This window comes from Actinoallomurus sp. NPDC050550 (genome assembly GCF_040655075.1).
GTDB lineage: Bacteria > Actinomycetota > Actinomycetes > Streptosporangiales > Streptosporangiaceae > Actinoallomurus.
The window spans coordinates 1-21,877 of record NZ_JBFAJC010000040.1 but is presented as its reverse complement, the minus strand read 5'-3'; the positions used below and the strand labels follow the sequence as shown (position 1 = coordinate 21,877).

The following is a 21,877-nucleotide window of genomic DNA, read 5'->3' as shown; positions in this document are numbered from 1 at the left end:
TGCCCCTCGGACCGCGAAGCCACCGAAGCGTGTCCGCTTTGCCGACGAGGTCGACGCCGCGGGCCATGACGACGCCGAGTCCGTGCCCGACATCGACAGTGAGCGCGCGCATGCTCACGACGAAACCGAGGACGACACCGCCAACGGGCCGGACTCGCCGCACGGCACCACCGTGACGACCGAGCCGTCGTCCTCGCGGCCCGCCCAGATGAGGGTCGAGGACGTGATCGGCCAGACCCGCGTCGGCATCGTCGGCGACCGGCCGGTGGCGCTCTGGTTGCCCGGCGCGCCGGAGAACGGGCCGACGTTCGACGTCGAAACACTCGCCATGCTGCGTGCGGTCCTGCCCGAGGGACTGGTGTTCGTGATCGGTTCTGTCCGGGACGGCAGGGTGATGTCCGGTGACCAGGAGATCTCGGTGGACGCGCTGGCCGCGACCATCGGGAGCCGGGCTCCCGGTATGAGCCCGTTCCTGCTGATCTCCGACGGCGCGAGCGTGGCCGAGCCGCTGTCGAGCGCGCTGGGCGAGCTGGTGCTGGCCACCCCGTACGAGGCGGTGTTCGACCCGGAGAGCGGCGAGGTCCTCTCCCGCCGCCCCGGCACCGCCACCTCGGGCCCGCGTCCTCAAGACGAGTGGTTCCGGGTGTTCTCCCCGGACGACACGGTCGGCCGGCCGATCCTCATGATGCTCTCCGGCATCACCCACGGCGCCGAGGAGAGCAAAAGTTCCGAACCGATTCCGGGTACCGACCTGGGTCCCTCGTCCTCCTCCGGTCCCGTGGACCGGGGGCGGTCCCAAGAACAGCCGCCGATGCCGCCGAGGCCGCCGGACCTGTCTCCTCCGCTGCCGCCGGTGGCCACGCCGATCACCGCCGGCCCGGCGATCCGTTCCATCGGTGTGCCGCGTGCCGGCCTGCCGCGGCTGCCGGAGCTCATCCAGCAGGTCCGGCAGGAGCTCGACCTGGCGAGGGTGCGCTACACCGAGAACGAGATCAGCCTTCTCGCGCACCGGCTGCTCGCCAACTACCCGTACCTGCTGGGCGCCGAAGGCGGCACGGACGGGTTCCAGGTGTCGATCGGCCACGCCGAGCTGCTCATCACCCTCGATCCGACCGACCCGCACCTTGTGAACAACCCGGCGGGGTCGACACTCACGCCGTCGCCCGCGCCGACCGTGGACGGCGAGCACCACGCCGTCGACACCATCAACGCGACTTACACGACCGGTGCGCACGTCCAGACCCAGGCCGGGCAGACGAGCGCGACGCGAGGGGCGCTGGCGCTGTCCTTCGGGATCGGTCTGACGCCGAACGTCTTGCAGGTCTTGAAGGTCGGGGGGGCGATCTCCGGCACTACCAACCAGTCCACCCGGTCCACCTCGCACATCGCCGACGCCGAGGGCGGTCACGTCGAGGACAACCGGTCCGAGGCGAGACTGGTCTCGTACACGCCGAAGTGGTCATTCAGGCTCCGCACCGATCCGAACCAGCGCTGGGCCGACACGGACGTTCACCGGCTCGACGGCACGAGTCCCGAGAAGCTGCTGCTGTGGATCCCCGGGCACTACCTCGACGACTTCTCACCCGACCAGGTCAGCGCGACCGGTCCCGAGGTGCGTACCAACCGGCTGCCGGGCTTCCACTTCGCGTCGGGCCTCACGAACATCCCTCGACTGTTCGACGAGATCGTGAGCACGCTGAAGGGGCAGCGGTTCACCCTGCCGATGGGCAGCTCGATCCGCCAGGAACTCCTGCAGAAGCTGTGGAACCTGAACGCCCACCTCGACGACGCGGTCAACACGAGGCGCGGCTACCGGATCACACTGCACAACAAGTACGGCCGGCCGGTGGCGACGGTGGCGGTGCACTCCGCGCGTAGAGGCGCGTCGCGTCGCGTCGGTGCGACCAGCGACAAGTCGCACATCGAGAACGTACGGACCGCCATCGATGGCATGAGCGGCGGGCACAACGTGACCAACTCCAGCACCGTGACCTTCCCCAGCCTGGAGTTCGACCTTGTGCCCAACCCGACCGGGATCAAGGACCTGGGCCTCGGCATCAGCACCTCGCTTTCCTACACCTCCACGAACGCCGAGGGGATCTCGGCGGGCCGGGTCGGCCTCAATGTCCTGGTGCCGCGCAACACTTCGCACACCATCGCCCACCACGTCGCCTTCGATCACCACGCGGCGGTCAGCGTCCGCCGCGGCGGACAGCGGAACGCGCGGAGGAGGACCAATCTCGTCCGTGGGGAGGCGCTCGTGCGGATGCCGGAGGCGGCTGCGTACGAGCACGGTTTCTCTGTCGACCGGGATGCGCTGAATGACCCGCCGGAGGGCGGCGGCGCGCAGCCGTACGTCGAGGGCGCGATCCGTAACACCGGGGTCCGGCCGGATGATCCGGCCACCAAGCCGGCGCCGGACTATGTCGCCGACGGCAAGGGCGTCGGGATGGGCCTGGTCAAGGTGGCGGACGGCACCGTCGACGCGATCCAGACGGCGCTCAGGACGGAACTGCGCGGGCGTGGCTTCCTGCCCGCCGACGACGAGGATCCGTTCGGCGGCGTGACGCGCTTCGGTCACGGCAACAAGATCGACAGCCAGATCGACAACCTGGCGCTGCTGGAGAAGATGGTTTCGCATCAGGGTCTGGAGTCGCACTACGACCAGATCCGTATGGACGGTATGACCTTCACGCTCCGCCTGCGGCGTGGCGGCATGGGGGTGGATTTCGATGTCGACTCGGCGAAGGTCACCATCAAGGCGATGAGGAACGCCGCGCATCCGCCGAGGTTCCTGCGGAGCACGAACGAATACCACACGGTCAACCTCTCGATGGGCATGGACACCGCCGGCATGTCCGTCCGCCACGCCCGGAAGATCGCGTGGGGCCTGAAGTTCAAGACGCTCTTCCAGGTTCTCAAGGCGGGCGTGACGGGTGTCGAGCTCCAGCGGTCCGTCGGCGCCAGCGACTCGGTCGGTTTCCTCAACAACCGTCCCGAACTGCTGGAGTACCCGGGGATCGTGGATGAGTGGGAGCTGACCAGCGACTACGAGATCCACATCGGGTACCAGCACTCCGGGAAGCAGGGCAAGATCAGGCCGGGGACGCGCAACCCGGCCCCGATCTCCGTCGAGAACCAGACCGCCCTCGCGTACCTGTTGCCCCTCGGCAACGGCACCCCGGACGGCCCGACCTCCAAGAACCCGACGCCGAACGAGGTACTCGACCAGGCCGTCGTCTATTTCCTGGACACCACGGGCGCACGCGACGCCGCGACCACGGCGCTCGAGGGTATCGTCGGCCCTGCCGGCACGGCGGACCAGGACGCGAGTACCGCCGTGAGCGCAATCGAGATGCGGGCGCATCTGAATGCGGCCCTGAACGGCGAGTACACCACCGACCGGCTGTTCGACCCCGGGCTTTTCCGCGACACGTTCGGTGCCATCGACGTCGCCGCCAAGCTGGGCCGGTCGACGTTCGTCGACGCCACCCGCGACAAGTTCGTGCTCGGCATCATCAAGCTGTGGCTGGCCGAGAACCGGCTCACCGACACCAGCTCCGCGGGCTGGACCTGGGACCAGCTCGACATCGCCGTCGGCGGCGTCGTCGGCCACGCCAACCTGACCGGCGAGGTCGACTTCAACCGCCACTGGCAGCACAACCGGTCGAAGGGCAGCGGGCGAACCGGCGGCAAGGAAATGATTCCGCTCGACTTCAACCGCGTGTACCTCTACCGGACCGACGTCTATTACTCCATCAGCAGTCATCAGGAGAAGCACTCCAAGCTTCTCCCGAGCGGCGCTCCCGAGAACCATGTGGAGCACATGGGGCCCCGCACCATGATGTACCTGCTCCCCGAACCGGTAGCCCTGAAGCGGTATGCCGACGGCGTCCTTCCGATCTCGAACAGCCAGCTCAAGGACGCCATGGACCGGTGGCGGAGGGGTCGGCTCAAGCTGAGCGGCGACCTCGTGGCGAGGATCCTCACCCGCTGGCAGAGAGAAATGCCCAGCCTGCCGGGCGATGCCCGGATCAAGCGCGGCAAGCTGGCTCGGACACTGACGCGTATGCACCAGACCGGTGCGGCACGGGTGTTGGACCGCGAGGCCAGGGCGCAGTTCAACACCACGTTCGGGCAGACGCTCCGGGATCCGGAGGAGCTGTACCTCCATCCCCAGATGGATCAGGAGATCGTCGACTACGCCGAAGACCGGTCCGATCTCGCCGACGACCGGCTGGCGGAGATCCTGACCGAATGGCGGAACGGCGCCCGGCGGCTGAGCGGTGACGTGGTGGCCCGGACGCTGCTGCGCTGGCAGGATGAGGTGCCCGTGCTGCCGCCCGGCGTGAGGTTCAACCGCGGCCAGATGGCCGCGACCCTCGCCGAACTGCACAAGGCCGGTGGAGTGCCGGTCGCCTCCCTGGACGTACGGGAGCGGTTCAACGCGACGTTCCACCAGAAACTGGGGCAACCGCGCGCCCGGTACGAGCACATGGAGATGCCGGAGTACCTGACCCGGAAGGACCCGAACGGCCGGATCCTCGGGCACACCGGTGTCCACGACCTGAAACACGACAACAACAAGTCCACTTACCAGATTGTCAAGGAGCTGGTCGACCAGGTTGCGCCGGGCATGCTGGCCGCCGGCGCGGAGATCTGGGACGGCAACGGCAATGTGATCGGCAAGATGCAGGGCGGCGTCGACGCCCTGCAGGCGATCCTGGGCCGGGGCCGTGACCAGGCCATGTGGGAGGACGTGCTCGCCAAGGGCGGCTACAGCATCTACCTGGTCAACCTGGTCGGCTGGCTGCTGTCCGACGTCGTGGAGATCAACCTTGCCGCCGTGCTGACCTCGGCGCCGGAAGTGCACGACTTCGAGCCTGACACCGGGCTGGAGAACTATGGGCACGGTTACATCGGCACGTCCAAGAGCAAATCGAGGGACGGCTCGCAGGGGTGGGTCTTCGCTAAGTTCAGCCCTGGGGGCACCAACGCCAGCGGCCCAGTCGGCCTCAAGGCGTCCTGGGGTCACGAACGGGGGACGACCCGCGCGGAGAACGCCGTCACCGAGCAGACCGTCTACGACTGGAGCGGTCGTTACCGAGTGCGGTTGCGGCAAGCGCTGACGGTGCGGGTGAGCCGGCTTAAGATGCCCGGCCGCCCGCTGAACAACGTGTTGATGAGCGTGTTCAAGAAGTGGACCCGGCACGGCGCCACGGCCGGGGACACCATAGAGGGCACGCTGGACCTCCAGGTGCCGCGTGCCCTCGCCGAGGCGGGCACACGGCGGGGACCGGCGCAGGTGCGCAACGTCATCCCGCTCCCGAAGCTGCCGGGCAACGCCTACGTCACCGGTGCCATGATCGACGATGCGTTCCCGGCCGCCCGCAGGATGCTGGGTGAGATGTTCGGGCCGCGCTGGTACGAGAAGGCGCTCGGCGCCAAGGCCAACGACCCGAAGACGCGCTCCAGCCTGTCGCTTCCGGTGCTGCTGTCGCGGTCGCATCTGACGAACCACTTGCGCGAGGCGACCGGCGGTCACCGGTACAAGCTGGCCGACAACCTGTTCATCCCCGGCAGCAGCTCCGAACGCGCCACGATGTGGCTTCAGGGCAACTTTTTCGACGTCCAGGTCGTCGGGCGGATGAGTGACGGTGGCACCGGTACCGGCCGCTACATCAAGCACCAGAGCGGCACGACCGTCAGCAACAGCACGGACCTCGGCCGCCTCGGCGCCGAGTACGGGCTGAATGGCAGCGACAAGATCAACTCGTACACGCCACCGGCCGGGGTCGAACACCCGCCACACCGTCCGGATGACGTCTGGGAGTTCAACAACTCGGGCAGCCGGGTCACGTCCGCGAACCAGTACAGCGCCGGTACCGAGAACTACCGCCGGGAGCAGCACGCCAAGGAGCTCGGCGTGACGCTGCTGCTGCGGATGCGCGGCCGGCTCTGGCTGGAGGCGCAGAAGACCGCGCATCCCCTCTTCGGCAGGTCCAAGACGGTAGGCAACCTGGTTCGCAGCGAACCGATCACCGGCGACGTCTACGTGGAGATGTTCGAGGCGCAGTACGACGAACTGCTCGCTCAGATGGCCGCGAACGCGGAGCACGGCCAGGAGGCACTGCGGGACCAGGTGGACCCCGCTGCCTGGCGCGGGCTCGACACCGCCCCCGTGTTCGACCTCCCCTCGCTGCTGGGGGACGCGGGACGGAACGGCCTGGACGCCTCACGCGCCCACCACGGCGTGGTGCGGCAGATCGGCGAGCAGGCACGGGGAGCCCGCCGGCTGGTGCTCCGCTTCGGGGAGGAGGAGGCACAAACCCTTCAGTACCGGGCCATGCTGCGCTGGGCGATCGAGACCATCGAGAACGACGTACGTGCCATCTATGTCGCGAATCCGGCGGAACGGCCGCCGCGGTCGCTGACCCGGTACCGGGCATACCAGGACCTGGGAGGCGGCGTGATTCCCGGTCTTCCTCATTCGGTCGACAATGAGATCATCGACATGATCCGGGAGGTCAACCGGATCCACCGCCTGCGTCCGGACAACCCGCAGGGCGCGCTCGCGGCACTACCACCAGAGGCGTCGCTGCTGTCCATGGACCCGGTCCATCTGGCCCGCGACGTCGCGTACGAGCTGAACGCCCACGTACGGCTGGACATCGATCATCCGGACGGCCACTCTGCCCGGAACTGGGTCGACCCGGCGGGACGCGTCTACGCCTTCGACCCCGCGACCTTCAACGACGCCGCGCTCACCGCCGACCAGGCGACGGCTGCCGGGCTTTGGTCGGCCGAGGTGCACCGCGAGGCCCTGGCGCACGGCCTCAGCCCGGTTGACCTCGGCACGTTCTACCGAACGTCCTGGGCGGACCGGCGAACCTTCGAACAGGCGGTCGCGGCCGAGATCGCCCGGCGTCGCCGGCGTCTGGAGGCGACGCACGCCGCTCTGCCCGGCCTGTTCGACCGGGCGTACCAGGCCACGGAGGACGAGAGGGCGGAGGTGGCCCGGCTCGAACGCGAACTGTCCGAACTGGCTGCGGACACCACGCCTGCGCAGCACGTCCGCGACCGGTTCACCCGGCAGCTCACCCGTCAGCTCGGCACCGCGCGCCGACAGGTGGCCGCTGCCGAGCGACTGCTGAACGATCTGCGTACCTCCGCGCAGGGGGACGAGGCCGCCGCGCGGGCACAGTGGACGGACCGGGCTCTGCGGGCGGCTGAGGACCAGGTCACGGCCCTGGAGTCACTGGCGGAGGCTCGGCGGATCCAGCAGGCGTACCACGAGTGGCGGGCACCGACTGTGGCAGACGCGATCGCGGGCCTCGAACGGATGCTCCGCGATGCCGGTCCGGGTTCCGTTTCACACGTCGACGCGACGGCCCGGAACGGGAACCGCGTCCGGTTCATCGTTGTCAACGATGAGAACGTCATCAGATGGTTCGATTCTGATTCCGGCCTGCCCGTGAACGCGCCGCGCGACGCCCTGCTGCTCTTTTCGCTGGACATGGGACCGGATGGGACCCTGCTCGATCCGCCCGGCGAAACCCGCACGTCCCGGCCCAAACCAACGTCAGTCGCGGCACTGCGCGACCGGGCGATCGCCCAGGTCGCGGACCACCGGGACCGCCGGCGGAGGTTCGAGCATGCGGGCGTGGCCGAAACCCGGCCGCGCGAGAGGCGGGATGAGGACGCGCCGGCCGACGAGTCGGCGATGTACCTGACGCCCGCTGCGGGCGACGCCGGCGTCCGGGTGCCGCTCACCGAGACGGAGCCGAACCACCTCGCCGACCAGGTCTACGAGGCGCTGTCCGGCCGCGCCCACACCGGTGACGTCTCCGAGCCCGATCGCTGAGGCGTCCTCGATCGCGCGTATCTCGAGTCCGATGGCGATCAGGCGCTGGTGGAGTTCCGTCGGGCAGGTCCCGTTCGACGTGGCCGGGCAGTGAACTCTTCGGGCATCGCCACACGTGCAACTAGTGGGGTTCCGCGACGGAAGGAGAGTACGAGTGCCGGCCGGAAGCGGAAGTGCGTTCGTGGTCGAACGAGTCGGTTCCGCGCTCGTGGTCCGCTCGCCGGGATCTGACGCCGCGAATACCGGGTTCGCGGGTGCCCTGCCACCTGAACCGTCCCGCACCACAGTTGTGGTGGACGTCTCTGCCGAGGGTGCGCTCCAGGCCCTTGATCCTTACCTGCTCGGCCAGCTCCGGGACCATCTGACCGTCGGCGCGCCTGCCGCGTCGCCGTGGGACATGCGCCTCGTCGCGGCGCGCACAGGCCGGCCGGGTCCGGACGGTACGCCACCGGTGGCCGAACGCCTGGCCGATGGGCTCGGTGTCGGCGTCATCGCACCGGACGGGGAGATGCTCGTGCTGCGGGGTGGTGAGCTGTTCTCAGCCGGTCCCGGCGCCGGCTGGCTGGAATTCCGACGGGAGAGGAGGCGGCCCGAGAGGGCCGGCCCTCGATACCCGGTGCCGCCCTGGCAAGCCGCGCTACCCCCGGAATTGGGCGGACCGGGGACGCTCGGCGCGCGTGGCCACCCGCCGGCGCCGGGACCGGTGGAGGTGACCGCGATCCCGGCGGGCCTGTGGGTCCGCGTCGCGGGGTGCGCACCACGGCCGCTGGCCGACCTGGGGTTCGGAGTGCCGGTCGAACCGGCGCGCCCGGTCGTGCTGGTAGGCGCCCCTGGAGAACCCGTTCCCCGCCTGGAGGGCCTTAACGGCGTGGTCGATTCGCTGGCAACGGCGCTGCGCGACACGTTCGTTCTCGCCCCGTACGGTCAGGACTCCAAGACCTTCGCCGAACTCGCGCAGGGGCTCGCCGACCGGATGGGCGCCGCGGTCCGCGTCTATGACGGCCTGCCCTGCTACGCGGCCGATAGCACGCGGCGGTTCGTGGTCTTTGGAGAGTCGGGCCGGCCGGATCGTTACTCGGAAACGCCCGAGAAGACGTACCTTCCCGGCACTGCGTCTCCGTCCTTGGACGTCCCTCCGCCGGTCGCCTCCAGTACCGGTGAGATCGTCACCGCCAAGGCAGCGGTCACGGTCGACGCTCGGGGACGGGTACGGCCCATGCGCCCGGCGGATCTGCGGCCCGGCGGGGCTGCCGGTGGCGCGTCACCGGGCATACTCCGCGAGCGGCCGGCGGAGCCCGTCCCAGTGGCGGGCGTTCCGGCGGGGCCTGCGGCCGCCTTCCGGACGACGGCGTCGACGGCCGTGCCGGAGTTCCGGCCGGTTTCCCGTCCGGTAACGGCGCCGAGCCGTACCGCCACCGCGTCTGCGGCGGTGGCACCGCCCCCCGTGCATTCGCGACCGGTCGACATGGCGCAGGTCACCGGCGGCCTCCCGGAGGAACCGGCCGAGATGCCTCCACCATCGGCCAACGCGCCGCGACCAGTGGTCGATCTGGCCTTGCCACCGGACGATCTGGTGTCGCCGGGCGGGACGGCCTTGCCACCGGGTGATGTGGCCGGTCCGCCGCCCGCAGGTCCCGAAGGGGCGCCACCTGCCGCGCCGGGTTCGGTGACAGGCCCGGAACCGGAGGCGGCGGCCAGTTCTGACGAGACGCTTCTCGCGCGGCGGGAGGCGCCGTCGTCCAAGGTGGACGCCATGCCGGCCTCCGACCCCGAGCGGCGCGCGTGGCTGGCGGATCGGGCCAGCACCCCCGAGGAGCGGCAGGCGTTCCGCGACTTGCTCGGCAAACGCTACGAGACCGCCGCCCGTGGCGTGGCCCGCCTGCTCGCCGAACATCCGGGTCTGCGCAGTGTGGGGACGGTGGATGAGGCGATGGTGACGGACCTGGCGGCCGTGCGCGTCTTCGCGGCATCCGATCAGTCGAAGTTCGTCGAGTCGGTCAGGTCGGGCGGGTCTGAAGGAGACCGGCCGCTTGCCGTGTGCGTGGCCGCGGGCCTGCGGAGGTTGCCGTCGTTGCAGGGCGTCGTCGTCCGTGGCGGTCCCGCGGACCCGAGTGTCGCGGACGCCTACGTGCCGGGGCAGGATCTCATCGAGGCGGCTCCGATGGTCGCGCTCGCCGGCCTCGATGCCCAGGTCACGGGTGGGGTGGAGATCCTCATCTGGTCGTCCACCGCCCGTCGGCTCAGCGGGCTGGCCGAGGGGGCGCGTGCGGATGAGGTGGCCTTCCTGCCCGGCACCGTCTTCCGGGTACTGGCGGTCGATCCCCTTCCCACTGCGGCGGACGAACGGCCGCCGGTACGCCGTGTCCTGCTCGCTGAGATGGTCTCGGGAAGATCGAAGCCGGTGAACTCGGCGTGGACGGACCGCATGCTGGCCCGGCTTGAGGAGGCGGCCGCGGAACGGGCTGGGTTGTCACCGATGGCCACGGACCCCGACGAACCGGACCGTTTCGCCGCTCTGCCGGGCGACCCGGGGCAGGGGCCTGCCGTCCCGATCAGCCGGGGGAGCAGGTCGTGATGGCATCCCAGGTGACGGAACAGGTGGCCGTGGCGTCGGGCACGATACTCGATCGCTCGACCCTGCACTCACTGCTTCTCGCGCTGGCCGGGCGGGTGGCCGACGACCAGCTCGCGGCGATGCGCATGTGCCTGGCCGACGGGGAGACGAGCGAGGTCGCGACCCTGCTGGCCGGTGCCATCTCGGTCGGCGGTCTCCCGCTCGGCGACGCGGAGGTCGCCCTGGTACGGACGCTTCTCGCCGAGCATGAGATGGACATCGGCATCGCCGACCGGGCGCAACGCGTCGCGTCCCTGGGACCGGTGCCGTACCGGTTCGCCGGTCAGTCGGGCGGCTTGCGGGCCGCCGATCCGGCCGCCTTGCCGACGGCGCCCTCGCCGGAGACGACGGATGCCCTGGACGCGTCGGCCGTGGAGGCCGGCGAGCGGGTCGGCGGTCTGCGCGCGCTGTGGCGGGCGTTCCGGTACTCGCGTGACGGCCTCGCGCGGCGCGTGTACGTGGGCGAGGCCGATCCGTCGGCCGACGTGCTCGAGCTGGTCGCGGAGATCCAGCACGCGCTCGGCGAGGCGGGCGAGCGAACGCCTCGGGTCGAGGTGTTCGCCGAAGGAACGGAGCTGACGCCGTACCACGAGGCGGCGCTCGACGCCGCGGTCCTGGTCTGGGCCGTGGCGGAGGCGCCGATGCGCCTGGCGCGAGTGTTCGACGGGGCGGATCCGGATCATGGCCCGTTCTTCGACCCGGACCATCCACGGCTGGACGGGCCGGACGCCGAACGGATACTCGCCTATCTGCGTGCGGGAGAGCCGGTCCTGAACACACCGGGTGCGATGGATGACGTGCTGGACGTCCACAGGCCGGCTGCGGTTCCGGTCGGGTTTCGTTCCGACGGCCGGTGGGTGTGGCCGGAGGCAGTGTCCTACTACTTGGAACGCCATCATCTGGCGCCCGATCCCGCCTTGGCCGCGCACACGTTGACGGCGTCATCGCCGCCCCCGCTGAGCAGGCTCGCCCGTCACCGGGCACTGACGACGTTGTTCGCCCCGACTGGAACGGAGCCGGTGTGGCAGTCAAGATGACCCCGACCCGATCGATCCTGAACGTGTCGGGGTCCGGAGCCGACAGTTACCGCACGATCGGCGACGCGGTCGCCGCGGCCGGTTACGGTGACGTGGTCTCGATCCAGCCGGGCACCTACACCGAGTCCGTCGTACTCGATCGGGAGGTCACGCTTTCGGCGGCGGGACAGGGGGAGGTGCGGATCATATCCCGTGGCGATCCCGCCATCCGGATCACCGGTGATGCCGCCACTCTGTCCGGCATCGTGATCCAGCACGTCGGCGAGCAGACGTCGGCCATCGACGTGCCGACCGGCCGGCTCCGGATGGAGGAATGCAGAGTCCAGGCCGAGTCCGCGGTAGCGCTCTACGCCTACGGCGCGGTGGAGATCGCGGCGCGGAACTGCGACTTCACCAACCCCGGGGGTGCCGGGCTGATCTTCGTCGACGGCGCTGAGGGTGACCTGATTCAGTGCAAGGTGCACCATGTGCGGGCCTCGGCCGTCGTGATCCGTACCGGCGCCGGCCCCCGGCTCGTCGACTGCGCGATCGAGGACGTGGACGGCAGCGGGCTGCTCGTCGCCGAAGAGGCACGCGGCACCGTACGGAACTGCCGCATCGTCCGCGCCGGCAACCCGGCCGTCGCCATCGAAGGCGGCAGCTCACCAGAGATGAGCGGAACCGTCATCGAGGAGGCCAGTGGGGTAGGCGTGGTCATCGCGTCCGGATCCACGCCGCTCCTGGAGGACTGCGCCGTCTCCAACGCCGAGGCACAGGGCGTCGTCCTGATGGAGGGGGCGGCGCCCGACATACGCCGGCTCGAGGTCGAGGGGGCGGTCGGGTACGGGTTGCACGTGCTGGGCGCGTCCGCGGGGACGTTCGTCGAGTGCCGGGTGACCGGCGCGGGCGGTGATTCAGTCTTGGTCGCGGAAAAGGCGACGACCTGGTTCGAGGCGCTACGGGTCGAGGCCGGTTCGGGCGCGGGGGTATCGGTTGGAGACTCAGCCACCCCGACCTTCGACGAACTGCATGTCGAAGGCAGCGGGGGGAACGGGCTCGAGGTCTGGTCCAGTGCGAATCCCCGCGTCCGGCGGGCGACCATCTCGTCGCCGGCCGGGAACGGTGTCCTGGTCACCGCGCTGGGGCGCGGGTTCTTCGAGGAGACGACGGTCACCGGTCCACGCGGAATGGGGCTGACCGTCACCGAGGGCGGATCGCCGAAGCTCCACGGCTTCGCTATTTCGCGTCCCTCCGGTGCCGCGGTCAGTGTCGTCGGCGGCGAGGCCGACCTCGAAGGCGGCGAGATCTCCGATTCTCAGGCCCACGGCGTGCTGGCCGGAGAAGGCGGTTCGGTGCGGCTGGCGCGGATGCGGGTGCGAGGCTCCCGCCGGGCCGGGATCGAATGGGGTGCTGGGTCGTCCGGAAGCATGGCGGAGTGCGAGGTCACCGCCGGCGGCGGCGACGGGATCCTCGTGCAATCCACCGGCCAGGTGACGCTGCGCGACTGTCTTGTGCGTGACAACGCCGGCGCGGGCGTACGCGTGACGACGGAGTCCCCGCAGCTGGAGATCTCAGGTGTCACGAGCCGCGGCAACAGCGCCGCCGACAACGTCGTCGGGCTCAGTGCGGACGGCGCGAACTTGGACCTCGAGAAGGCCGATGGACACGTCCGCGACTCCGGTGACGGCGTCCGCCGGCACACGCCCACCGTTCCGTCGAACGGGACCACGCCCGCGCGAGGTACCGGGCGAGCCCATTCGCCGCGACGGGCCGACGACGGGGCGCGCCAGGGCCCGCTGGGCGAGCTTCTCACCGAGCTGGACCGCCTGGTCGGCCTGGCCGAAGTCAAGCGTGAGGTGGAGACGCTCGTACGGCTCCACCAGATGGCCGCGCGTCGCGCCGCCGTCGGGCTGCCCCCTCCGCCGCAGTCCCGGCACCTGGTCTTCACCGGCTCACCCGGCACCGGCAAGACGACGGTCGCACGCCTGTACGGCCGGGTCCTTGCCGAGCTGGGCGTGATCGCGACCGGGCAACTCGTCGAGGTCGGTCGGCCTGATCTCGTCGCCAGCATCGTCGGTGGCACCGCGCTGAAGACGACGGAGCGGTTCGAGCAGGCCCGCGGCGGGGTGTTGTTCATCGATGAGGCGTACACGCTGGCCGCGAACGCGACCGGCGGTCCCGACTTCGGTCGGGAGGCGATCGACACACTGGTCAAGCTGATGGAGGACCACCGCGACGAGGTCGTGGTGATCGTGGCGGGTTACACCCACGAGATGCGGAAATTCCTGGCCATGAACCCCGGGCTCGCGTCTCGTTTCTCCCGGACCATCGAGTTCGCCGACTATTCGTCCGGCGACCTGGTGACGATCGTCGAGAACCAGTGCCGGGCGTACGATTACCGGCTGGAGTTCGAGACACGGGCGGAGCTCGCCACCTACTTCGAGAACATGGCGCGCGATGAGGCGTTCGGCAACGGCCGCACCGCGCGGAAGGTGTTCGAGGAGATGGTCGGCCGGCAGGCGTACCGGCTCGCGACGGAACCAGACGTCACTCCGGTGGAGATGACCCGGCTGCTGCCCTCGGACCTCGGCCCCCCTCCCGCCGCCGGCGTCGGCGCCGGTGCCGGGGCGGACGACAGCGAGCGGGTGGAGGCGCTGCTGGCCGAACTGGGGCAGATGGTCGGACTGGACGACGTCAAGCATGAGGTCGGCAGCATCGTCGACCTGCTTGCGTCGTCGCGGCAGCGGGTGGCGGCCGGTTTGCCGGCTCCGCCGCTGTCCCGGCATCTGATCTTTGGTGGCCCTCCGGGCACGGGAAAGACGACGGTGGCCCGGTTGTACGGGTCCATCCTGGCCGCGCTCGGCGTGCTGGCCCGCGGCCAGGTGATCGAGGTGGGCCGTGCCGAGCTCGTGGGTGAGTACGTGGGCCACACCGCGCAGCGCACGAAGGCCGCCTTCGACCGGGCACGCGGCGGGGTGTTGTTCATTGACGAGGCGTACACGCTGGCCACGAACGCGACCGGCGGGCCCGACTTCGGCCGGGAGGCGATCGACACGCTGGTCAAGCTGATGGAGGACCACCGCGACGAAGTGGTCGTGATCGCCGCCGGTTACCAGCAGGAGATGGGGGCGTTCCTGAGCACGAATCCGGGACTCTCGTCCCGGTTTCCGCGGTGGGTTCGGTTCGCCAGCTACTCCACCGACGAGCTCGTCACGATCGTCAGCCAACACGCGTCGAGCGCGGGGTATGAGCTGAGCGGCGCCACCGTGACGGCGCTTCGGACACACTTCGCGGCGGTCTCACGCGGACCGTCGTTCGGCAACGGCCGGTACGCCCGGCAGGTACTGAATGAGGCGGTCACCCGGCATGCGCAGCGCATGCGGAGCCTGAAGTCGCCGACAGTGCAGGATCTGAGCCTGATCCTGCCCGAGGACGTGGTGACAGCGCCCTTGGCCTCATCCGAAGACACCCAGCCGGAGACAGAGGCTCGAGATGGCCGCTGAGCAGCCGCCCTCGACGACCGCGTGGCGTCTCGCTCGTGTGGCTCAGCAAGCCGCCAAGCTCCGCGATAAAACACACCCTGCACTACCTCGTTATTACACGTGGTGGCGGGTGATGCGATAGCTTCGCGCCAAGCACGCCAAGGCGAACTGAAAGTACTTCAAGGACCGGTATTAGGGCAGGGACAAGATAGCGGACGCGGGTGGTTCTCTGTCGCCCTGAGTCGGTGCCGGTGACTCGTTATCGGTATCGAGGAACGCGGATTCCCACGCCGTGGAACGCGTAGCTGCTGAATGGGTGACCAGGCCTCACTGGCATACCTGTGGAGGGCCCGGTGCAGGGGCAACTTGCACGCCGGGTTCGGAGGGCGGGACGGAGAAACGGGCCGGCCCGAAAGGCCGGTACCGCGCTCCGTTCCGACCCTACTCTTGCCGGTTTGCTATGGGTTTCGACCGAAGCGGTTAGCGACGCAGGCGGTGGAGCGGCTCCGAATGGACTTCATCGAGGGTCGCGTATTCGTGGTCGAGTTCGACATCCGCAACTTATTCGGCGAGATCGACCATGATCGGTTGCTGTTCGAGGTCGGGCGTCGGATCTCGGATCGGCGGGTGCGCAAGCTGCTGCGTTTGTCGTTGCAAGCGGTGTGATGGAGGCTGGGGAGGTTTCGCGGTCTGGTGGTGGATGGTCACGATGGGTGGGACCTCGCCGACTCCACTGGCTACAACGTCGCTGGTGAGGAGAATGATGCAGCTCACCGAAAGTGCGCAGAGGTGCTTACTGAAAGTGCCCCCACTTGGAAGGTGTCACTTAGGTGTGTGGGCGATCGCACTGGGTAGATGGACGGTTACCGAGATGATCCCCTGCTTCGGGGAGAATGCGCCGGTGCGGTGACGGCCGCGGATCTGGATGCGTGGAAGTCGGAGTTCGAGCAGGTGTGTGCGCGGTTTGAGGGCCGGTGGGTGCGGCCTGAGCCCCGTGAGCACTTCCGGCAGGATCTGCGCGGGCTTTTGGCGCCGCTGGCGCGGAAGAACTCCTGGACGATTTCGGAGTTCACCGGTGAGCGCCGGCCGACGGCGGTGCAGCGGTTCATCAACCTGACGCCATGGGACGCCGATGGGTTACGCGATGAGGTGTCCGCTCTTATGTAATGGAGCATTTCGCTGACGAGCGGGCGGTGCTGATCGCGGACCCGGCCGGATTCGCGAAGAAGGGTACCAAGTCAGCCGGAGTGCAGCGGCAGTATTCCGGGACGCTGGGCCGCATCGACAACTGTCAGATCGGGGGTGCGGCGCGAGGCCGCACGCTATGAGCTCGACGGTTCATTATTGAGGTTGTGATTTACTTCTCATTGTGTTCGATTTCAGTCGATGTTACATTTCTTGAGTCTTCAAAATCCGAGGCTATTAGAGGAGATGACATGCGCCTCACTCGTTTCATTGCAGCTGCTTCCACGGCCTTCGCCGTCCTCACCGGGGCCGCTATCGTGACTGCGGTCACGGCCCCTGCAGCATCCGCGGCCCCTGCCTGCGTTCATTCTTCCCCTTTCTGCAGCCCAAACTGGTAAATCAGAGTGTTCGAACTCAACCGGGGTTGCGTAACCACGGAGCCTTACCTGTGCGAGACTCGTAGTGGCTAACCTCGATCTTTCGTAAGGTCGGCTGGGTCGCGTAGCGACCCAGCCGATTGTTGTTTTGAGGGCCGGTCAGGGCCGAGGCCCAGCTGTCGCGCTGGGTGGGCGGGGTTCCACGGGCCCGGGTGGTCTCCTTCCTGTGTCGGCGGGGTGGTTGATGCTGGTCAGGGTGTGGGCAGCATCGCAGGCGGGTGATCGCGGTGGTGATCAGATCGGCCAATGGCCAGCGGCGGGCGAGGCGGAGCCGGTGATGTGGCTCACCGAAAGTGGCTCTGATGCGATCTTCGTGATTGACCAGCGGAGCGTAACCAAGATCGGCGATCATGCTGGCTGTGTGATTCCGTAGCTCTGGTTGATCTTCTTCCGCATCTGCGTGGCCTGTCCGTTTCCGGCGTCGAGTACGGGTCGCGGGAGGTGGTGGTCGCGGCGTCGGTCCGCAGCGATGCCGCGGTCTGTCCGGCGTGCGGGAGGCCCTCGACGCGGGCGCACAGCAGGCACGTGCGGCGGGTGACCGATGGTGTGGTCGTAGGTCGTCAGATCGTGATCCGCTTGCAGGTCCGGCGGTTCTTCTGCCGTAACGCCGACTGCGTGGCGGCGACGTTCACCGAGCAGGTGGCCGGCCTGACCGAGCCGTATCGGCGTCGCAGTGGCCCGATGCTGGATCTGCTCGCGCAGATCGGGCTGTCGCTGGCGGGGCGGGTCGGCGCACAGCTGGCCGCCGCGATGGGTCTCATCGTGCACCCCACCACGCTGGTCAGGCTGGTTCGCGGCCTGCCCGAACCGCAGATCACTGTGTCTCCGGAGGTGCTCGGTGTCGATGACTTCGCGCTCAAACGCGGCCTACGTAACGATCTTGGTGGATATGGGGACAGGACAACACGGGGCCCGCCGTCGGCGGGCCCCGTCGGAGGTGTGGATACCGGTGATCTCGTTGTCGCCGTCGTTCTGGAACCCGTTGCCCTGCGGGTCCGCGCTTGATCGTTAGGGGGTCTACGTGGCGGTGAGGTTGGTGGCGGTTGGGCGGATGAGGGTGATGAGGGCGACGGAGACGCAGGCGCGTACGCCGTTCTCTTCCAGGCAGAAGGTGGAGCTGCGCCAGGGGTCTTCGGTGTGGGGTGTTCCGGGTTGCTGGAGTTTGTAGTGTTCGGGGTCCCACGCGGGGGTGGGGGGTTGGTCGAAGTCCAGCGGTGGAGAGGGCAGGGCGGGCAGAGCGGGGGATTGGACGTGGGGGAGGGATTCGTGTCCGGCGGGTGGGACGAGCGCGGCCCAGTGGGTGTGGCCGTACTCGTCGGTGGTGGGGGCGATGGTGATCGGCCCGCCGGTTCCCTGGGTGTGGATGGTGCCGTCGGGTTCGATGACGCGTAGTTCGCCGAAGTAGGAGCCGATCAGGTCCCGGGCGTATCGGTCGGTGGTCGGGTGGGTGGGGTTGGTGAGGGCGTCGATGATCTGTTCGGTGTCCAGGTCCTGGGGGTTCGGTCGGGTCTGCTGCCGGGTGGTGGCCTCCAGCGCGTCAGGGCGTTCGCGTATCAGTCCGGCCAGGGTTTGGCGTAGCCGGGCGGGGGTGTTGATGACCCTGTCGGGGTCGAAGGTGTCGGGGTGGATGAGGATGCCGCCGGCCGCGGTCAAGACGGCGCTGTAGAAGGAGTCGGTGTCGGTCTGGGTGGGTTGGGTCCGCAGCGCTTGTTCGTCGGCGACCTGCGACTGATGGTCGTTGAGAACGGCGGGCTGTAGTGCCTCGGTGTGCTCGGCGGGCCGGGAGCCGGCGTCGGCCTGGACATCGATCGTGACGCCGGTGAACGGCTCGGTTCCCTGCCCGGGCGTGTGGGGCACGACCGCGGCCCATCCGGGCGCTGCTGCGGTATCGGCGCTGGTGCGGGCGAGGATGAGTCGCCGGGCGGCCGGGTCTCCGTGCCCGCGTACCCGCCCGTCGGGTTCCAGGACCAGCAGGTTCAGGCCGATTAGGCCGGCCAGGAGGTTGGGGGCCAGCAGCTGGGTGATGTCTTCCCAGTGGCCTGGTGTGGCGATGGCGTGTGCGGTGTAGTCGGCCGCCGCGCCGGTCCGCAGATGGTCCTTGATCTGGTCGTCCACCGCCCGCGGATCCAACCGGGACACGTCATCGTCCAAGAACTCTTCGAGGATCCGTTCGCGCGCCGCGAAGGCGAACGCGGCGGCGAGCAACGGCTGGTCACCCAGCCCGCCCGGCGCGGCGGCCACCTGCCGCATGTGGCCGGCCAGCGCTTGACGCAGCCCTGCCACATCGGCCAGCTCTTGATCGCCATCTTTTGTGGTGAGCCGGCCGCCGCCGGCCGCGAGAGCGGCTTCGAAGAAAGAGTTGGCTCCCGGCGGGGTGGTGATGAACTGTGCCTGGTGTGTGTCCGCCCACGCGTTCTGCCGGGGGCTGATGCCCGGTACGGCATCGGCGACGCTGTCAGCGTCCTGCCGAAGGCTGCCGGGCCTGGACGCGGTGAACGTGAGCTTCGCGTCCCAGCCGGTGGCCGGCGCGAACGCCTCCCCGAGCCGTTCACTCCCGATCGTGTGCCCGTCAGGGGCGATGACCAGCGTCAGCCCGGACGAATCCAGCGAAGCGATCCGATCGGGGGCCGGGACGAGCACCCGCCCTGCCGGCGGCCGGTCGGATGCGAATTCCACCAGCCGCCGCCCGCTGGTGGTGTCAACGATGACCCACGCCTGCGCACCGTCGAGGAACAAGGCCACCGCCCCGGGCGGGACCGCACCGATCAGGTCCGCCAGCGATGGTGCCTGCATCCACGCATCGGCACCGATCCCCGACGGCACACCGGCCTGCCCTGCGGCGTGTTCCCCCGCCTGCGCGAGGCCGATACCGCCCTGCTCGGTGAACAACGCCATGACCAGCGCGACCGCGAAACTCACGCTCAGCCCGGCGCCGACATCACCACTGCCACCCCACGACCATTCGCCGTCCAGCCCGGCGGCCAGGCCCAGCCCGGTGACCATGGACTCCAACTGGCCCGGAGACCACACCAAGGCATCCGCCATGTCCGCCACGGCCTCCCCCGGCCCGGCGCTGCCGGCCAACCACCGCGCACGGGCGCCGCGCAGCCAGGCCACAACGGGGTCGGGCGCACCGTCCGCCGCCGGAGCGGTCGCCGTCAGAGCGTTCTTGCGGGCATCGACTGCCTGGGACAGGCGGACCAGCACCGGATCGGACCGGTTCGGGGCGCTCAGCGCGGAACCGGCGGCGAACCGGGTCGCCACCCGCGGCAGCGCCACCCACCGCCGCGGCCCTTCCCCGGCCACCGAAGCGAGGTAGACCGGCCGGCCACGCCCGTAACGGTCCACCACACCATCCGCAGCGACCACCCGCACGGCCAGCCCAAGCCGGTTCGCGAAGTACGGCGCCACCTGCTCGGCTAGCTCAGGCCAATACCCCGGATCAGCGATCGATGCGACGATATCGCCGAGCGCCCGGCCCTCATCGATCCGCGCATCGATCCGTTCACTCAACGCGCGGGCATCCTCATCACCGGCCGACTGTTCACGCCGCCGGTAAACGTCCGCGTAGATCGTGTGTACCGTCAACCACAAACCCAGATCGGCGCCGACGATCCGATCGATCTCCTCCGCCAGAAGCCGACGCAGCACCTCCCCATCGGCGACGAACACCCCACTGGCGGTGGTGAAACCGCCATCGGTGGCCGCCACCAGCGCGTCGAAGAATCCATCGGGGCCGGCCGGAACCTCAACGAACCGTCGATGGTGACCCAGCACCCACTCCCGCTGCGCCGCGCTCACCCCCGCCGGCACCGGCCCCACCGGCATGACCGGCTCAGCTGGCCCCACCGCTTCGGTCGCCTCAGCGAGGTCGTCGATCACGGCGGATGCGCTCCACCCACCGGCGAACCCACCGGCGACCTCGGCCGGGCGGGTCCCCGCACCCCGCGCCCGCACCGGCCCCACCGGCGCCAACCCCTGCCACACCCCACCCAAAACGCCGACATCATCACCAGCGACCCGCGCTACGGTGACACCCCGCCCCTCACCATCAAGCCCCGCACCATCAAGACGCACCCGCCCATCAGCGTCCAGGACCTGGACACTCACCCCCAGATAACGGCGCACCAGCACCGGCAGCAGCCCGCCTGCCATAATCTGGTCACCGCCAGGAGCGGAAACACCCGCGATGATCTCTTGCCATGCCTCGCCGTCCTCCAGCCGCCGGCGGGCCGCCTCCTCCACCGCCAAGCGATCAGGCTGCGCTTCACCACCCCTTGCCGATACCGCCGCCTGCACATACTGATCCGAGATCAACATCCAGTCATCAGAACCGGCCAGGCCAGCGTCGGTACGCATCCGCCGCGCCAACTCCTGCCGCAACGCCTGCGGATCACCCGACAACGCCTCCACCTTCGACGCGCGGCCGGCCGCCACCAGCCCGTCGAACAGATCACCGCCACCCCGCCGCCCCACGAAGACCATCCCGGCAGCCGCGGCCCAAACCGCCTGCGCCGGGGACAACCCACCCAGCACGGCACCCTCGAGCGCCGCCCGTACCCCCACCCACCGCGGCGCCTCACCTACTCCCGCGATCCGGGCGACCACCAACGCCGGACCCGACCCATAGGCGCTGAACCGCCCACCGGGCTCCAGCACCAGCAGACTCATCCCGAGGTACTCACTGATCAACGGCGCCACCCGCGGCCACTCCGCCAACGGCTCATCCCGCATCCGCTGACCCAAGAACTCACGCAACGCCACCGGATCACCGAACACCCGGCCTTCAACGGTGACCGAACCACCAGAGGCCTCCAACAGCGCCGCATACAGCGACCCCGCACCAGCACTCACCGCCGCCGCATCCGACGAGCCCGCACTCCCCGAGCCGAACCGCAAACCCCACGAATACGCCCAAAGCGCATGTGCCCACCTGACCCCGTCAGGCACGCCGCCCAACCCGAAACCACTAACACCCTGTCCCCACGCACCCAGATCTCCGGGCACCTCCACCACGGCCGAGTCCTGCCGCCCACTCACCAGCGGCACCGCCGGCACATGGAACGCCTGTGTCCCCGACACCGACGACCCGGTCCCAACCCCGGCGCCGGTCACAACCCCCGCGCCATCGGCTTCAGGTACCGGCGGCCGATGCCGTACCGAAGCAGGCCCACGGCCATCGGCATCGGCATCGGTGAAGGCGTTGTCGATCGTGGGAGCGGGCCAATCAAGCCCCTCGGGTACGCGTGGTACCAGCGCTCCTTCGGGCTCGATATATC

At 69.3% G+C, this 21,877-nt stretch carries 8 protein-coding genes and 1 pseudogene; 8 read left to right on the top strand and 1 reads right to left on the bottom strand.

The window, feature by feature from the left end; all coding sequences use genetic code 11:
• Nucleotides 1-82 precede the first annotated feature (82 nt).
• The 8 genes and pseudogenes from AB0I04_RS38525 (at nt 83) to AB0I04_RS38490 (ending at nt 17,603) form a co-directional block, all read left to right on the top strand.
• The gene (locus AB0I04_RS38525; protein WP_360896468.1) at nt 83-7,864 is read left to right on the top strand and encodes a hypothetical protein; all 7,782 of its coding nucleotides are present in this window, start codon (nt 83-85) and stop codon (nt 7,862-7,864) included.
• A gap of 292 nt (nt 7,865-8,156) precedes the next feature.
• Complete coding sequence (locus tag AB0I04_RS38520) at nt 8,157-10,439, top strand: hypothetical protein (protein WP_360896465.1); 2,283 nt, start codon at nt 8,157-8,159, stop codon at nt 10,437-10,439.
• Nucleotides 10,436-11,515, top strand: a complete 1,080-nt coding sequence (locus AB0I04_RS38515; protein ID WP_360896463.1) for a hypothetical protein — start codon at nt 10,436-10,438, stop codon at nt 11,513-11,515. Before AB0I04_RS38520 ends, AB0I04_RS38515 begins: the two co-directional genes overlap by 4 nt.
• Nucleotides 11,500-14,997: a right-handed parallel beta-helix repeat-containing protein gene (locus AB0I04_RS38510; protein WP_360896460.1), complete on the top strand. Its 3,498-nt coding sequence runs from the start codon at nt 11,500-11,502 to the stop codon at nt 14,995-14,997. The genes AB0I04_RS38515 and AB0I04_RS38510 overlap by 16 nt, the downstream gene beginning before the upstream one ends.
• Nucleotides 14,998-15,486: 489 nt before the next feature.
• Nucleotides 15,487-15,642, top strand: a complete 156-nt coding sequence (locus AB0I04_RS38505) for a hypothetical protein (protein ID WP_360896457.1) — start codon at nt 15,487-15,489, stop codon at nt 15,640-15,642.
• A 456-nt stretch (nt 15,643-16,098) separates the two neighbouring features.
• Nucleotides 16,099-16,277, top strand: a pseudogene (locus AB0I04_RS38500) (transposase); the annotation flags it as partial.
• A 505-nt stretch (nt 16,278-16,782) separates the two neighbouring features.
• Entirely contained in the window at nt 16,783-16,971 is a 189-nt protein-coding gene (locus AB0I04_RS38495; RefSeq protein ID WP_360896454.1) for a hypothetical protein, read from the top strand.
• A 68-nt stretch (nt 16,972-17,039) separates the two neighbouring features.
• Nucleotides 17,040-17,603 carry a transposase family protein gene (locus AB0I04_RS38490; RefSeq protein WP_360896451.1) on the top strand — a complete coding sequence of 188 codons (564 nt, stop codon included), beginning with the start codon at nt 17,040-17,042 and terminating at the stop codon, nt 17,601-17,603.
• Between the two features lie 12 nt (nt 17,604-17,615).
• Here AB0I04_RS38490 and AB0I04_RS38485 read toward each other — a convergent pair whose 3' ends face one another.
• A complete protein-coding gene (locus AB0I04_RS38485; protein WP_360896448.1) occupies nt 17,616-21,452 on the bottom strand; it encodes a hypothetical protein in 3,837 nt (1,278 codons plus the stop codon).
• Between the last annotated feature and the right edge of the window lie 425 nt (nt 21,453-21,877).